This window comes from Kitasatospora sp. NBC_00458, from assembly GCF_036013975.1.
In the GTDB taxonomy this organism is placed as follows: Bacteria; Actinomycetota; Actinomycetes; order Streptomycetales; family Streptomycetaceae; genus Kitasatospora.
This window is the reverse complement of record NZ_CP107904.1, coordinates 198,847-214,158: the sequence shown is the minus strand read 5'-3', so window position 1 is coordinate 214,158 and position 15,312 is coordinate 198,847. Positions and strand designations below refer to the sequence as shown.

Here is a 15,312-nt window from a genome sequence, read left to right as displayed (position 1 = left end):
CGGCCGAGCGTGGACGCACCGCCGCCTAGACTCGTGCCATGACGCGCGCCCCCCGCCCCGACCGACCAGCGGACCGGCAGCCCTCGGGCGAACCGCGTCCGGACGAGCCCCGCGACTGGACCGACGGCCACGTCGAGCGCTGGCGGCCGGTCCTGCCCCACCTCGACCCGGACATCGAGGGCGCCGTCACCCGCATGACCAAGCTCTCCCGGCACCTCGGCCGGGTGCGCGAACAGGGCGTGGCCGACTACGGCCTGCAGAAGCACGAGTTCGACACCCTGCACGAGCTGGCCGGGCGCGGCGGCCACGCCGCCCCCTCCGAGCTCCGCAACGACCTCAACCTGGCGCCGGCCTCGGTGACCGGGCGCCTGGAGGCGCTCGAACGGCGCGGCTTCGTCGTCCGTACCCCGTCCACCGAGGACCGGCGGCGGGTCGACGTCCGGCTCACCGAAACCGGCCGGGCGGCCTGGCGCGAGGCGCTGGACGTGGTCGGCCGGGAGGAGCGGCGCCTGCTCGGGGTCCTCGCCCCGGACGAACGGCGCCAGCTCTCCGACCTGCTGCGGCGCGTCCTGCTGGCCGCCGAGGCGCCCTCGCCGGAGCGGTCGGGGAGCCCGGGGGGTCCGGAGCGCCACGGGGGGCCGGGGGGCGGCGAGGACCGGGCCCACTGAGGCCCGCCCGATCCGCCGGCCGGGCCTGGCCCCCGCTGCGCCTGGCCACCGCTGCGCCTGGCCACCGCCGAGCCTGGCCCCCGCCGAGCCTGGCCGCCGCCGCGCCCTGCGGCGCGCGGCGGCGGCGGGGCGTCAGTGCCAGGGGCCGACCGTGAGCCGCACCCTGGCCGCTTCACCGAGGAACGGAACGGTGGTCGACGGCAGCCGCACCCGGGAGACCCAGGAGGCCGCCGCGGGGTCCTCGTCCGGCAGCGGCGGCTCGTCCGCCGGGCGGAGGTCCTTGATCGTGCCGCTGATCTCGGAGTTCCAGTGCGCCCAGGCGGCCGGGCGGGGCCCGGTGGCCTCCACGTCGACGATCAGGGTGTCCGCGAAGTCCGCCGTCCGCTCCAGGTGGTCGCCGAAGCCGAAGAACCCCTTGTGCTCGCGCAGCGACAGCACCCGCAGGTCGAGCGCGTAGCGCAGCGGCACGGCCCCCGGCCGGGGCAGCGAGGTGGAGAGGAACGCGGTCGCCAGCCGGACGGCGCCGTCCGTGCCCGGGCCGCCGCGGTCCGCGTCGCGCCCGTCGGGGGCGGTCCGGTCCCGCCGGCCGTTCGGCGGGGGGTCGGAGAGCTGGATCGGGCACCAGTGCGGCGCGACCCGCTCGTGCATCAGCACCGGCAGCCCGCGCACCTTGAGTTCGACCTCGCCCTGCCAGGTGACGTCGGGGTCGTCCTGCGGCAGGGCCATGCCGACCAGGTCGGCGCGGACCTGGAGGTCGCCGAACAGGAAGCGGCGCAGGTTCTGGTACCCCTCCTCGGAGTTGACCAGCCCGTACCGCCCGCTGTGGCTGCGGTGGGCGAAGGCCCGGTGGGCTCCGGTGACCTGCGCGTTCTCGATCTGCACCAGCCCGTCGCTGCGCGGGCCGACCGCCGCCGAGGAGAGGCCGTGCGCCACCTCGTAGTCGGCGGAGTCGGTGCCGACGAGGCAGAACACCCGGTTCAGCGGGAAGCCTCCCGCCGCGTCCTCGGCGGAGCCGGTGCCGTCGTCGTCCGGCATGTCGACGGCCCGCCAGCCCACCGGCGGCCCGCTCCGGGCCTGCCGGGCGACCGGGGTGAGGTACCGGTACATCCGCTCCGGGCCGAAGACGTCGGCACCGTTGGGGCCGATCATGTCCCGCAGCGCCTCCGGGACGCCGAACCCGACGGCGAAGGTGATGCCGCCGTGCGGCGTTCCGTAGGTGAACAGCTTCGCCACGTAGTCGGTGGCGCGCCGGCCCGGGCGCTGCTCCGGGATGACCTTCTGCAGCAGGCAGCGGCAGATCAGCCCGCCCATCGAGTGGGCGACCAGGTGGACCCGGGGCGCGCCGGTCCTGGCCTGCAGCTTCTCGATCAGGACCAGGAGGTCGGCGGCGGCCGTCTCCAGGTCGAACCGCTCCGGCCCGGCACCCCAGTTGCCGGCGGAGCGGTCGTAGAAGCGGTGGATCCAGATGCTGTCGGGGGGAATCGTGTCGTGGTTCTCCAGGTACTTGTCCTGGCTGCCCTCGACGAGGATGTGGTAGCCCTCGTCGAGGTGCAGGCGCAGTAACGGACTCTCGAACTGGTAGAAGACGGGGGCGTCCTGGCGCCCGACGCGGATGTGCGTCGAGCCTTCGTTGAATCCGTAGAACGGATCCGTCACGGCTTTCTCGATCCCGGGGGTGCCTCCGGCGTAGCCCCGGACGTAGATGATCGGGAGTCTGGCGGACGGCGTGCTCATGGCCGGCCTGCCCTCTCCGCGGCCGGCACCGACCGGTACCGGTCGACCCGTTGGTGGGGGAGCTTCTCCCCTCCAGTGTCGGAGTCCGGGGCCGACCTGTCACCCCCCGGACGCGGACCGTTGATGCCCCGTCACCATCCGTGCCGGATCGGGGCCGCGGGCGGGCCGGGCGGGTGCGGAGCGTCGGGGTGCCGTCACCCGCTGCTGTCCCGGGCCGGCCCGGCGAACCGCTCCAGCGCGTCGAGGATGGTCCGGCGCATCACCGGGGAGCCGGTGTGCCCGGCGTCGTCGACGACCGTCAGCTCGGCGTCGGGCCAGGCCCTGGCGAGTGACCACGGGGTCTCCAGCGGGCAGCTCAGGTCCAGCCTCCCGTGGATGAGCACGCCGGGGATCCCGGCCAACCGGTGCGCGTCGCGGAGGAGTTGGCCGTCCTCCAGGAAGGCGTCGCGGGAGAAGTAGTGGGCGGTGATCCGGGTGAAGGCCATCAGCGCCTCGGTCGGCCGACCGGTGTAGGCGTTCGGGGAGCCCTGCGACTCGTGGGCGATCACCGCGTCCTCCCAGGTCGCCCAGTCGTGCGCGGCCTTGCTCCGGACCGCCGCGTCCGGGCTGTTCAGGAGTCGGCTGTACGCGGACACCAGGTCGCCCTCCCGGTCCTCGGGCGGCAGGGCGTCGCGGAACGCCTCCCACGGGCCGGGCAGCAGCCGGCCGACGCCCCGGTAGAGCCAGTCGACCTCCTCCGGCCGGGTCATCGTGACGGCGCAGATCACGATCTCCGACACCCGTTCGGGGTGGGCCTGGGCGTAGGCGAGGATCAGCGTGGACCCCCAGGAGCCGCCGTACAGCAGCCACTTCTCGATGCCCAGGTGCTCGCGCAGCCGCTCCATGTCGGCGATCAGGTGCGCGGTGGTGTTGTGCTCCAGGCTGGTGGCGGGGTCGGCCGCGTGCGGCTCGCTGCGGCCGCAGCCGCGCTGGCTGAAGAGGACCAGGTGGTAGCGCTCGGGGTCGAAGTACCTCCGGTTGCCGGTGTTGAGCCCGGAGCCCGGTCCGCCGTGCACCACCAGGGCCGGCTTGCCCGCCGGGTTGCCGGAGGCCTCCCAGTGGATCCGGTTGCCGTCGCCCACGTCCAGCAGTCCCTCCGCGTACGGCTCGCCGATCGGGTGGAGCTCGGGCATGGTGCGGCCTCCTCGGGGCGTGGGTCGGGGTGCTCGCGAGGCTACCCCCCGAACGGGCCGCGGTCGAACGGTTTCTGACGCGGCGTCGTTCGGCCCGCTCCCCGGCCTGCCGCGGTCCGCCGGACTACCACGGGGGTGGGGGCGGGAGCGGCGGGCGGGAGCGGCGTCAGCGCGGTCCGGGCGGCAGCAGCCCGGCCAGCCCGTCGAGGATCCGGTCGAGGCCGAAGGCGAACCGGGCGTCCAGACCGGGCCCGGTGAGGTCGCCGGCCATCGCGACCAGGTTGGGGAACTCTCCCGGCGGCAGCGAGCGGAACCGTTCGGCGGTGGCCTCGGTGATCTCCCGCCAGCCGGCGCCGGTGGCATCGGCGGACACCACGGGCGACTGCTCCTGGAGCACGAAGCCCTGGACGTAGGCGCCGAGCAGGTAGGACACCATGGCGGCGTCCGCGGCGGAGAAGCCCGCCTCGCGCAGGCGGTCCAGCTGCTCCTCCATCAGGCGGAAGAGGTTCGGGCCGGGGGCCAGCCGGCCGGCGACGACCTTGGCCGCGTCCCGCTTGCCCAGCAGGTGGTCGCGGTAGCGCTCGCAGTACGCGCGGAGCTGGGTGCGCCAGTCGCCCTCGCGCGGCGGCGCCTCGACCTCGGCCATCAGGGCGTCGTTCAGGAGGTCCAGCAGCTCCTCCTTGTTCCGGACGTGCCAGTACAGCGAGGCGGCCTTGACGCCGACCTCGGCGGCCACCTTCCGCATCGACAGGCCCGCGAGGCCGTCCCGCTCCAGTACCCGCAGGGCGGCCCGGGTCAGGGCGTCCCGGGTGAGTGCCGGTGCTGCGCCGTCGTCCGCCGGCATGGGCTCCTCGCCTCCGTCGATCGGGCCGCCTGGTCCGTGCGGTGCGGCGGCCGGGCCCGGTCCCCGTGCGGTCCGGAAATCCCGCTTGCAATCTAACACTGTTAGGTGCACGCTGTCCCGTGTCGATCGCCCCTAACGGTGTTAGGGGCCCGAAAGGAGGAGGACCCGCTGATGGGGGAGACCGGGGCGCGCGGCGCCCGACCGGGGCTCGCGCTGGCGACGCTCTGCATCACCATGTTCATGTCCATGCTGGACAACGTCATCGTCGGCAACGCCCTGCCCCGCATCGGGCAGGAGCTCGACGCCGGGATCTCCGGCCTCCAATGGGTGGCCGAGGGCTACAGCCTCGTCTTCGCCGCGCTGCTGCTCACCGGTGGCGCCCTCGGTGACCGCTACGGCCGCACCACGGTCTTCCGGGTGGGCCTCGGGCTGTTCACCGCAGGCTCGGCCGCCGCGGGGCTCGCCGGCTCGGTCGGGCAGCTGGTCGCCGCCCGGATGCTCCAAGGGGTCGGCGCCGCGCTGCTCACCCCCGGGAGCCTGGCGATCATTCGGCACGTCTTCACCGACGAACGGGAGCGGACCCGGGCGATCGGCCGCTGGTCCGGCGTCTCCGCGCTCGGCCTCGCGGTCGGCCCGGTGGTCGGCGGGCCCATGGTCGAGAACCTCGGCTGGGCGAGCGTGTTCTGGATCAACGTCCCGATCGGCGTCGCCGCGCTGGTGCTGGCGGGCCGCGTGCTCCCCGCCGTCCCGCCGCGCGCCCGCCGGATCGACCTGGGAGGACTCGTCCTCTCCGCGGCCGGCCTGGGGGCCGGTGTGCACGCCCTGGTGGAGGGTCCGGCCCGGGGCTGGACCGACGGGCGGGTGCTGGGCTCGGCCCTGGCCGCGGTCCTGCTGCTGGCCGCCTTCCTGCTGCTCGAACTGCGGATCGCCGAGCCGATGCTGGACCTGCGGCTGTTCCGCGACGGCGTGCTCGTCGGTGCGCTGCTCGGCGGGTTCACGGTGAGCTTCGGCATGTTCGGCGCGCTGTTCTTCCTCCCGCTGCTGATGCAGGGCGTCCTGGACTGGTCGCCGACCGCCGCGGGGGTCGCGGGGCTGCCGATGACCGCGATGATCGTCGTGGCCGGCCCCCTCGCGGCCCGGCTGGCCGGCCGGCACGGGCCCCGGCTGCCGCTGGTGCTCGGCCTGGCGCTCTGCGCGTTCGGACTGGCGGGCCTCTCGCTGTACGGCGAGCACGCCCGGTACCCGGAGTACGTGTGGACGCTGCTCGTGCTCGGACTGGGCATGGGGATGACCTTCACCCCGGTGTCGATCACCGTCCTCCGGCGGGTCCCGCCGGACCGCATCGGCACCGCCTCGGCGACCGTGAACACCCTGCGCGAGCTCGGCGGCGTGCTCGGCATCGCGGTCCTCGGCGCGGTGCTGACCCACCGGCTGACCGCCGCCCTCACCGACTCGCTCGGCCGGCTCGGTGTCCCGCCGGAGACGGTCGGCCGGACGGTCGACGCGCTGGCGGGCGCGGCCACCGGGGCCGGCGGCGCCGTCCCGGGGGGCGAACCGCCCGCCGCCGTCCGGGCCGCGATGGACGGCGCCTTCGCGGCCGGCATCCAGCTCGCGGTGCGCTGCGGCTCGGTGGTGCTGGCGGTCGCCGCGGTCGTGGTGGCCGTCCTGCTCCGCCCCGCCGCGCGGCCGGGGCCGCCGCCGGTCGGGGCCGGTGCACCGCCGAAGGCCCGGGCCGGGGCCGCGCGCGGGTGAGTGGGGGACGGGCGCAGCTGAGGGGGGTCCGGGTGCGGGTGTGTCCGGCCCCCCGGCGGAGCGGTCCGGGTGGGCGGGCCCGGCGGGCCGCCCCGGTGGGCGCTCAGTGGAAGATCGCGACGGCGCGGACCTCCAGCACGCCGTCCTCGCCGTTCCAGCTCTTCACCTTGCCGAGGCAGCTCCCGGAGAACTCGGTGCTGGGATCGTGGGTGCGCAGCCCGGCGTTGTCGCAGACGACCCTGACGTGGGCGGCCGGTGCGGCGGCGGTGGTGGCGGCGGTCGCGGGGCCGTAGGAGGCGAGGAACACGGTGGTGCCGCCGGGCGCGGTCGAGGTCCGGTGGGCCGTCCGGAACCTGCCCTTGAGGAGCACGTAGTCCTCGGCGTCGCTCAGCAGGACGACCGCCGTGTGCGGGTCGTACTGGCCGGTGCCGCCGAGCAGCCGGGCGAGCGCGGCGTTGTTCCGGACGGTGCCGGTCTTCAGGTTGGCGTGGACGATCCCGTTGTCCTTCTCCAGCACCTTGACCAGGACGCCGATCACCTCGATCGGCTGATGGGTCTCGACGTACCGGGTGACGAGCTCCTCGGCGGTCGCCCCGTGGGCCTCGACCCCGCTGCCCGGTACCTGGACCGCGGCGCCCGTGGTCTTGCTGGTCCGCCGCTCGACCTCCTGGGTGAGCGCCGCGGAGTGCCGGCCCGTCTGGTACTGGTCGGTGATGCCCCGTTCGTCGAGGTAGAGGCAGATGCCGTCGGTGACGGCGGGGCCGGTGAGCCGTCTGCTGCGGAGCGCCTCCCGGCCGACGTGGCCGGCGAGGAAGAGCAGGCTGCCCGCGGCGACCGACCAGAGCACCAGCCAGTGCCACCACTCACTCCACCAGAGCTTCGTGAACACGGTCGCTGCTCTCCTTCACGGGTTCGACGAGGGGTTCGGGACGGGGTTCGGGACGGGGTGCGCTGGCTGGTCCGGGGTGGGGCGCGGGGCGGAGGCCGGGGAGCCCGCGGTGTCCGCCGTGTAGTGGTCCAGCAGCCGCCGCACCACCTGGGGCTGGTCCGGGAAGTACAGGGCGTTGCCGATCGAGTGCGCGAGGCGCGGGTCGCGGCGGAGGGTCGGGTCCACCGGGCGCCGGAGCGTCTGCCGCATGATCCTCTCCTGGGTCGACGGCTTCAGCAGCCAGTCGACCACCCGGTCGTAGGAGGCGCGCTTGGCCGGGTCGAGCAGCAGGAGCGGGTAGTCGGAGAGCACCATGCCGTCCCGCGGGTAGACGATCTCCAGCGGTTCGCGGAGCCGGTCTCCGGCGTTGAGGACGAGCAGGTCCGACTCGTACGCGATCAGGGCGTCGGTGCGGTCCTGCTGTTGGACGTAGGCGTCGATCAGCCGGCTGGTGGTCGGCGCGGTGACCGTCCGTCCGACCAGGAAGCCGCGCAGGAGGTCGGTCTCGACGTCCTCGGGGCGCAGCACCCGGCCGGTGCCGGTGACGGCGGACGCCACGGCGACGAGTGCCGCCAGGCCGCTGTTGGTCGCGCCGGGGTCGGCGAGGGCGTAGCGGAGCGAGCCCGCGGCGGCGTCGGCGGCGATGTCCGCCCAGGAGGCCGCCGTGTCCGCTCCGGTGTGCCGCAGCCGTTCGGCGGCGGCCGGCTTCAGGCCGATGGCGAGCGGGGACAGCATGGTGCGGGTGGCGGGCGGCAGCGGGGTGCCGGTGCCGGAGTCCTTGCGGTCGAGGCGGAGCCAGCGGTCGGAGGCGAGCCAGGCGAGGTCGTACCGGCCGGGTCGGGCGCCGATCTCGGTACTGGCGTCGACGGTGCCCCGGAACTCCAGGGCCATGGTGATGCCGGTCTCGCGCTTCAGGTCCGTCAGCAGCGGTTCCATGTCGACGAGTTCCGAGCTGGCCAGGACGGTCAGGGTGGTGGACCCGCCGGAGGCCGGGGCGCAGGACGTCGTGAGGGCGGCGGGGGTGAGCAGGGCCAGCGCCAGCAGGGCACGGGTCAGTGCCCGGGCGGCGCGGCCGGGCGGACGGTGCGGGCGGGCCGGTCGGGCGGTCACGGCGCGGCCGCCGCGGCCGGAGGCTGGACCGCCTTGCAGTCGCCGACGCGCACGATCATCTGCTCCAGCCGGTCGAGGGTCGGCATCGAGGTGCGGGTGTCGTCGGTGCCGGAGTCGGGGACGGGTATTCCGCGTTTGCGCAGGAAGTCCCCGAGCGGGTCCTTGTCCGTCGGGCGGGGTGGGATGTGGAAGCCGAGCTCGGTGGCGCGGGTCCGCAGTTCGCCGTCGTTGAGGATCAGTTCGCCGAGCTTGTCGGCGCGGGGGTCGAGCGCGATGAACTCGGACTGGGTGAGGGACTGGTTCTCGGGGTAGAGCAGCACCCGCCGGCTGTCGGCCGTGCCGTTGGCCTTGCGGTACCTGGCCTGGTAGGCGAGGTACTGGTGCTCGTACGCCACCACGACGGGGGCGATCTCCCGGCCGTCCTGGTAGGTGTAGGGGTCGAACACGTCGGAGCCGGGCATGCCCTGGACTTCCAGCAGGGGTTTGATCCGCTCCGCGAGCGCGGCGGTGTCGTCGCTGGTCTGCGGGACGGAGTTCCCGTTCTCGGTGAAGGCGACCTGGGCCAGGTAGGTGCCGGCCGAGTTCGACTCGCAGACGTTCGAGGTCTGGGCCGTCACGACGTTGCCGTTGGTGGCGCCGTGCTCGCGGATGCCGAGGTCGTTCCAGGTCTTCCCGGCGCGGACGTCCCGGAGGAAGGCCGCCAGGTTGATGGTGTAGTACAGCCGCTCGGGGCTGTCGCGGTTCGGCTGGGGTTTGGCCACCATGGCGGACACCAGGGTCTCCGCGTACTCGCGGTAGGTGGCCAGGATCAACGGGCTGGAGAACGGCCGGTAGCTCTTGAGGTACGCCTTGTCGCGGGTGCGCCGCCGGAAGATCTCGGTGGCGGCCGGCTGTCCGGAGGGGAAGACGAAGTCGAACTGCGAGAGGTCGCCCTCCGCCACCAGCCGCGAGCCCGCGTCGGACACGTCGACCCGGATGCGGTGGCCCATGAGGATCCGTTTGACCTCCGCGTCCTCGAAGAAGTCCGCCTTGGAGCCCATCCGGCCCCTCAGGGTGACCACGGGCTCGATCGGCAGCAGGAGGTTCCCGTTGAACGCCAGTGGCACCGAGGAGATCAGGAACACCGCGAGTGCCACCCCGGCCGTCCGGACGAACCCCGGGCGGCGCAGGAAGAACGGACGGGGGCCCTCGATCCGCATGGCCGGCTCTTCAACATGTCTGCCTGGAAGCATGTCTGACATGCTGTCAGGCGCTGGAACGAGGGCTGTGGCCGAAGGGAAGTGTTCGTCTGCCGGTTGCCCGGCAGTCGCCGGGGAACCGGTGGGCGGGTCGGTCGGGTGGGGGCGGGGAGCCTGTTCCGGTCGGGTCACGGGCCGGGCCGAGCGGAGACGGGCCGGGTCGAAGCGGGTCAGGGGGACGGCCGGAGGGGCGGCCGGTCGGGTGCGCCGTCCGGCCGCCGCGCCGGCCTCAGCGGACGCCCTCCACCGCCGCCTGGGCGGCGCGGGCCAGTTCCCGGCGCGCACCCCACCGGGCGGCGTGCGGGGCGGGGGCCGGGATCGGCGGACGGAAGGTCAGTTCCGCCACCAGTCCCCGGACCGCGACCACCCGGGCGAGGGAGGTGACCAGTCCGTCCTCCCCGACGAAGGCGGGTGCGCTGGTCGCCCGCCCGTCGGTCAGCCGGTAGCGGATCGTCATCGGCTGGACGGGGGCGCCCGCCCGGACGGCGGCCTCGAAGAAGGCCGGGCGGAACCGGCCGCTCTCCCGCCCGCACCAGGTGGAGCCCTCGGGGAAGACGACCATCGGGTGGCCGTCCCGCAGCACGGCGGCCACCTCGGCGACCGTGCCGGGCAGGGCGCGCAGCCGGTCGCGGTCCAGGAAGACCGTGCCGCCCCAGGTGACCATCCGGCCGAGCACCGGCCAGTGGCGCACCTCGGTCTTGGCCAGCGAACGGCCGGGCCGGACGGCCGCGATGAGCGGGATGTCCAGCCAGGAGACGTGGTTGGCGACCAGGAGCACGCCGGAGTGCCGCGGGACCTGCCGGTCGCCGGGGGCGGGGACGACCCGCACCGTCACGCCGAGCGATCCGAGCAGCGTGCGGGCCCAGAACCGGGCCAGCCGGTCGCGCACCCGCCCGGGCAGCACGCTCACCGGCCGGGTGAGGGTCAGGCCGGTGGCCAGGACCAGCAGGCAGGCGGCCAGCCGCAGCACCCGCAGGGGGAGCGCGACCGTCGGTGCCGGGTCGGTCAGGCAGGTCTCGGGAGTGCAGGACGCGGTGGGCAGCCAGACGCTCATGAGACCGGTCCCGCGGGTTCGGCGGTGCCGGGTGCGGCGGACCCCGCCGGGACGGCGCCCGCGGGGGCCCCGGTCACCCCGCCCACGCCGGAGAGGAAGTGCCGCAGGTAGCGGGGGTCGGTCCGCTCCAGCGAGAGCAGCACGTACAGGTCGGCGGTGTCGAAGTCCGGGTCGTGGGCGGGCTCGCCGCAGACCCAGGCGCCCAGCCGCAGGTAACCGCGGAGCAGGGCCGGGATCGGCGCCCGCTCGGCCCGCGGCACGCCGGTCGAGTCCCAGAGCCGGTGCGGCGCGACCCGGTACTCCTCCGGGGCGAGGTGCTTGGCGCTGACGGTGTCCCAGACCCGCGCCGCGGTCGCGCCGCCGTCCTCCAGGGGGATCGAGCAGCAGCCGCCGACCCAGGTGTTGCCGGTGTCGGCGAGGTAGCGGGCGATGCCGCCCCACATCAGGTTGATGACGGCGCCGTTGCCCCGGTGCTCGGGGGCGATGCAGGAGCGGCCGAGCTCGACCAGCCCGTCGCGCAGCGGCGTCAGGTTGCGGAGGTCGAACTCACCGTCCGAGTAGAGCCGGCCGGCCCGGCGGGCGGCTTCGGGGCGGAGCAGCCGGTAGGTGCCGACCACGGTGCCGTCCTCGCCCTCGCGGACCAGCAGGTGGTCGCAGAACTCGTCGAACGGGTCGACGTCCAGCCCCGCGACCGGGCTGTGCAGGGTGGCGCCGAGTTCGGCGGCGAAGACGCGGTGGCGCAGCCGCTGGGCGGCGCGGACGTCGTCCTCGTCCCGGGCGAGTGCGACGGTGTAGACGGCGGGCGACGGCGCGGCCGGGCGCGGGGCGGGCACCGCGGTGGGGTGGCCGGGGGTGACTGCGGGCGGAGCGTACGTGGGGACGGTGGTCATGGCGGACCCTCCAGGGCAGCACGGGACGACGGCAGCCACGGGGGACCGTGGCACCGGCCCGGCCCGCGTCGGCGGCGGGCGTGCGGACCGGCACCCGTATGTCTCTCCAAGTCGGCTGGCGTCCACGTTGCGGTTCGGGGGAGCGCAGATGTGCACCTGCTGAATGAGGTCACCCGTCGCGTGCGGGACACCTGCCGGGCACCAGGACGCCGCCCGTTGCTCCGCTCCGCGGGGTGGAAAACGGGGGCGGGGCGGCCACCGGGCGGCGGGGGCGGGGGCGGGGCGGGCCCGGGGTGGCGGGTGCGGACAGCGGACCGCCGCCTCCCCCGGGACGGCGGGGGAGGCGGCGGTGGTGGCGCGGGGAGGGGGAGGCCCGGCCGGCGGGCCGGAGCGGGAGTCCCAGCGGGAGGGCCGGAGCGGGAGGGCCGGAGCCGGAGCGCCGCCGGGCCTCAGTAGGCCTGCCACCCCTGGGGGTCGAGGCCGCCGGGGATGGCCTCGGCCGGTCCGTAGGGCTCGCGGGTGAACACGAAGGTGCCGACGTCCAGGTGGCTGACCGAGCCGTCGGCGGTGCGGACCACGCGCAGGGTCTCGCCCGTGTAGTAGCCGTCGAGCCCGGTCCAGGTGCCGTCCGCCTCGGCCCGGAAGCGGGAGCCACGGCCGGGGCGGCCGAGCGTCGAGAGCACCAGCGCGCGGTCCGCCCCGAGCCGTACGGTGTGCGGCGCGGCGCCCCAGTACCAGGGCCCGGTGAGGGCGAGGAGCTCCTCGTCGGCCTCGGGCAGCGGGCGCCAGGGCTCGGGGATCCGCGGTTCGTGCTGCGCGGTGAGGGCGATCAGCTCGGCGGCGACCAGCGGTGTGCGGGGGCCGTTGGTGGCGTTGGAGAAGGCGATCCCCGCCAGGCCGTCGGTCTCGCTGATCCACAGCCCGGCGGTGAAGCCGGGCATCGAGCCGGAGTGCCCGTACAGGGAGCGGCCCTCGTGCTGGATCAGCTGGAGTCCGAAGCCGTAGCTCTCGGCCCACTCGCCGGGCTCGGGGCCGACGGCGGGCTCGCGCATCTCGGCGAGCGTGTCGGCGGAGAGGACCTTCTCGTGCCCGCCGGAGAGGAAGGCGGCCCAGCGGGCGAGGTCGGCCACGGTGGACCAGAGCTGGCCGGCCGGCGCCATCAGGCCGGTGTCGGTGAGCGGCTCGGGCAGCATGACGTCCGCCCAGGGGTGGACGGCGAAGCCCCCGGCGTGCGGGTGCTCGGGCAGGAGGGTGGTGCGGTCCATGCCGAGGGGTTCGAGGACCTCGCGGCGCAGCACCTCGCCCCAGGGCTCGCCGCGCAGCTTCTCGACGAGGGCGCCGAGGAGCGCGTAGGTGGGGTTGGAGTAGTGGTGGCGGCGGCCGACCGGGTGCCGTCGCGGCCGCTCCTGCTCCAGGATGTCGGCGAGGCGGGGGCGGAGCGCGCCGTCCGTCCGCTCCCACCAGGGCTCCGGGGTCTCGGAGGCCAGGCCGGCCGAGTGGGAGAGCAGTTGGGCGACGGTGGCGCCGTCGGCGGGTGTGCCGGGCAGGTGGCGCTCGACCGGGTCGGCGAGGTCCAGCAGGCCCTCGTCGCGCAGCCGCAGGACCAGGACGGCGACGAAGGTCTTGGTGATCGAACCGATCCGGTACTGCACGTCGGCGGTGGGGGCGTGGCCGTCGACCATGCTGCGGGAGCCGCTCCACACCAGCCGCCCGTCGCGGACCACGGCGGCGACCATGGAGGGGGTGCGGCCCTCGGCCTGGGCGACCGCGATCCGGTGCAGCAGCGCACGACGGGTGGCGGGAAGCAGTTCGTCGGACAGGTCGGTCATCTGATCCTCTGATCGGTATCGGTGATGCGGTCGGCGTGCGACTGATGGCACGACGCCCCCACGCTAGTTCGGAGCCCTACCGTCTTCCACCGGTTTTTCCCGGACGTCCTGGAATGTCGCCGGCCGGGCTCGAACGGGCCCCCGGCAGGGGCGGATCAGGGCTGGTCGGGGCCGATCGGGGCCGGTCGGAGCCGGTCCGGGCCGGGCGCCGGACCGGCCCGTCGGACGGGGCGATCCGGGCCCGGGGCGGCGCGGCGTCCGACGCACTTTCACCGTCCGTTCGGCGGACGGTCCTTGACACGGTGAATTGGTCCAGTCCATTTTGGGCTCCTCCCCGCACCTCCACCCCCACACCCCCACTGGAGGTCACCGGTGCACAAGCGCACCCGACTCCCCGCCGCCGGCGCGGCCGTCCTGCTCGCGGCCGCCGCCGCGTTCACCGCACCCACCGCCGCCCACGCGGCGAACCAGCTCACCAACCCGGGCTTCGAGACCGGCACGCTGTCCGGCTGGAACTGTTCCGGCGGTCTCGGCTCGGTCGTCGCCACCCCCGTCCACGGCGGTGCCAAGGCGCTCGCCGGCGCCGCCACCGCGGGCGACAACGCCAAGTGCGTCCAGACCGTCGCGGTCCAGCCCAGCACCACGTACACGCTCTCCGGCTGGGTCCGCGGCAGCTACGTCTACCTCGGCGTCACCGGCGGCGGCTCCGCCTGGACCTCGGCCGCCGACTACACCCGGCTGAGCGTCTCCTTCACCACCGGCGCCGCCCAGACCAGCGCCGAGGTCTACGTCAACGGCTGGTACGGCCAGGGCACCTACTACGCCGACGACCTCAGCCTCGACGGGCCCGGCGGCGGCACCCCCACCGACACCCAGGCCCCGACCGTCCCCGGCAACCTGCGCAGCACCGGCAAGTCCGCCACCAGCGTCGTCCTCGCCTGGGACGCCGCCACCGACAACACCGGTGTCACCGGCTACGACGTGTACCAGGGCGCCGCCAAGGTCGCGACCGCCACCGGGACCTCCGCCACCGTCACCGGCCTCACCGCCGCCACCGCCTACACCTTCACCGTCAGGGCGCGCGACGCGGCGGGCAACACCTCGGGGGCCTCCGCGGCCCTCGCCGTCACCACCGACCCCGGCGGCGGCACCCCGACCGGCTTCAAGCAGGCCGCGCCCTACCTCTACAACGGCTGGGGCAACCCGCCGGCCGCCACCACGGTCATGAACGCCACCGGCATCAAGTGGTTCACGATGGCGTTCATCCTGGCCCAGAACGGCTGCAACCCCACCTGGGACAGCCAGCGCCCGCTGCTGAACGGCGTCGACCAGTCGACCATCAACGCGGTCCGCGCCGCCGGGGGCGACGTCGTCCCGTCGATCGGCGGCTGGAGCGGCAACAAGCTCGGCCCCAACTGCGCCACCACCGCCGACCTCGCCGCCGCCTACCAGAAGGTGATCGACGCCTACAAGCTCAAGGCGATCGACGTCGACATCGAGAACACCGACGAGTTCGAGAACGCCGCCGTGCAGGACCGCATCCTCGGCGCGCTCAAGATCGTCAAGCAGAACAACCCCGGTCTGCGCACCATCCTGACCTTCGGCACCGCCACCACCGGACCGACCTCCTGGGGCAACCGGCTGATCGAGCAGGCCAAGGCGCTCAACGCCGACATCGACGTCTTCACGATCATGCCGTTCGACTTCGGCAACGCCTCGACCGACATGTACGCCGCCACCGTCAGCGCCGCCGAGGGCCTCAAGGCCAAGCTGAAGTCCACCTTCGGCTGGGACGACGCCACCGCCTACGCGCACCTCGGCCTCTCCGGCATGAACGGCCTCAGCGACAACAACGAGGTCACCACCGTCCAGAACTGGACCGCGATCCGCGACTGGGCCAACGGCCACCACATCGCCCGGCTCGCCTTCTGGTCCGTCAACCGGGACCGCGGCTGCCCCGGCGGCGGCCTGCAGGAGACCTGCTCCGGCATCGCCCAGAACGACTGGCAGTTCACCTCCATCACGGCCGGCTTCACCGGCTGACGCCACCCCGACGGAACCGGCCCGGCCCCCGCACCACGGGGCCGGGCCGG

12 protein-coding genes are annotated in these 15,312 nt (G+C 74.6%); 3 read left to right on the top strand and 9 right to left on the bottom strand.

Annotation, left to right across the window (positions count from 1 at the left end; all coding sequences use genetic code 11):
- The first annotated feature begins 38 nt into the window (after positions 1–38).
- Positions 39–668: a MarR family winged helix-turn-helix transcriptional regulator gene (locus OG550_RS00965; RefSeq protein WP_327673444.1), complete on the top strand. Its 630-nt coding sequence runs from the start codon at positions 39–41 to the stop codon at positions 666–668.
- Between the two features lie 132 nt (positions 669–800).
- On the opposite strand, the gene OG550_RS00960 is transcribed toward OG550_RS00965, so the two are convergent.
- From OG550_RS00960 to OG550_RS00950, 3 genes are all read right to left on the bottom strand, one after another.
- On the bottom strand, positions 801–2,402 hold the full coding sequence (locus OG550_RS00960) for an alpha/beta fold hydrolase (RefSeq protein ID WP_327673442.1): 1,602 nt from the start codon (positions 2,400–2,402) through the stop codon (positions 801–803).
- Positions 2,403–2,596: 194 nt separating this feature from the next.
- Positions 2,597–3,574 (bottom strand): prolyl aminopeptidase, encoded by a 978-nt coding sequence (gene pip, locus OG550_RS00955; protein ID WP_327673440.1) that lies wholly within the window; start codon positions 3,572–3,574, stop codon positions 2,597–2,599.
- A gap of 166 nt (positions 3,575–3,740) precedes the next feature.
- Entirely contained in the window at positions 3,741–4,418 is a 678-nt protein-coding gene (locus OG550_RS00950) for a TetR/AcrR family transcriptional regulator (RefSeq protein ID WP_327673438.1), read from the bottom strand.
- Positions 4,419–4,589: 171 nt separating this feature from the next.
- Between OG550_RS00950 and OG550_RS00945 the strand changes: the two genes are divergently transcribed.
- Positions 4,590–6,170 (top strand): MFS transporter, encoded by a 1,581-nt coding sequence (locus OG550_RS00945; RefSeq protein WP_327673436.1) that lies wholly within the window; start codon positions 4,590–4,592, stop codon positions 6,168–6,170.
- A gap of 103 nt (positions 6,171–6,273) precedes the next feature.
- On the opposite strand, the gene OG550_RS00940 is transcribed toward OG550_RS00945, so the two are convergent.
- The 6 genes from OG550_RS00940 to OG550_RS00915 all read right to left on the bottom strand — a co-directional run bounded on the left by OG550_RS00940 (position 6,274) and on the right by OG550_RS00915 (position 13,219).
- Positions 6,274–7,059 carry a hypothetical protein gene (locus tag OG550_RS00940; RefSeq protein WP_327673434.1) on the bottom strand — a complete coding sequence of 262 codons (786 nt, stop codon included), beginning with the start codon at positions 7,057–7,059 and terminating at the stop codon, positions 6,274–6,276.
- A 15-nt stretch (positions 7,060–7,074) separates the two neighbouring features.
- Positions 7,075–8,208: a substrate-binding domain-containing protein gene (locus tag OG550_RS00935; protein ID WP_327673432.1), complete on the bottom strand. Its 1,134-nt coding sequence runs from the start codon at positions 8,206–8,208 to the stop codon at positions 7,075–7,077.
- Positions 8,205–9,407, bottom strand: coding sequence for a hypothetical protein (locus OG550_RS00930; protein WP_327673430.1), 1,203 nt, complete (start codon positions 9,405–9,407; stop codon positions 8,205–8,207). Before OG550_RS00930 ends, OG550_RS00935 begins: the two co-directional genes overlap by 4 nt.
- A gap of 268 nt (positions 9,408–9,675) precedes the next feature.
- Positions 9,676–10,500: a lysophospholipid acyltransferase family protein gene (locus tag OG550_RS00925; RefSeq protein WP_327673429.1), complete on the bottom strand. Its 825-nt coding sequence runs from the start codon at positions 10,498–10,500 to the stop codon at positions 9,676–9,678.
- Positions 10,497–11,390, bottom strand: a complete 894-nt coding sequence (locus OG550_RS00920; RefSeq protein WP_327673427.1) for a GNAT family N-acetyltransferase — start codon at positions 11,388–11,390, stop codon at positions 10,497–10,499. The genes OG550_RS00925 and OG550_RS00920 overlap by 4 nt, the downstream gene beginning before the upstream one ends.
- A 449-nt stretch (positions 11,391–11,839) precedes the next feature.
- The gene (locus OG550_RS00915) at positions 11,840–13,219 is read right to left on the bottom strand and encodes a serine hydrolase domain-containing protein (RefSeq protein WP_327673425.1); all 1,380 of its coding nucleotides are present in this window, start codon (positions 13,217–13,219) and stop codon (positions 11,840–11,842) included.
- A gap of 372 nt (positions 13,220–13,591) precedes the next feature.
- Here OG550_RS00915 and OG550_RS00910 point away from each other — a divergent pair, with 372 nt between their 5' ends.
- Positions 13,592–15,262 carry a carbohydrate binding domain-containing protein gene (locus OG550_RS00910; protein WP_442905910.1) on the top strand — a complete coding sequence of 557 codons (1,671 nt, stop codon included), beginning with the start codon at positions 13,592–13,594 and terminating at the stop codon, positions 15,260–15,262.
- Positions 15,263–15,312 lie beyond the last annotated feature (50 nt).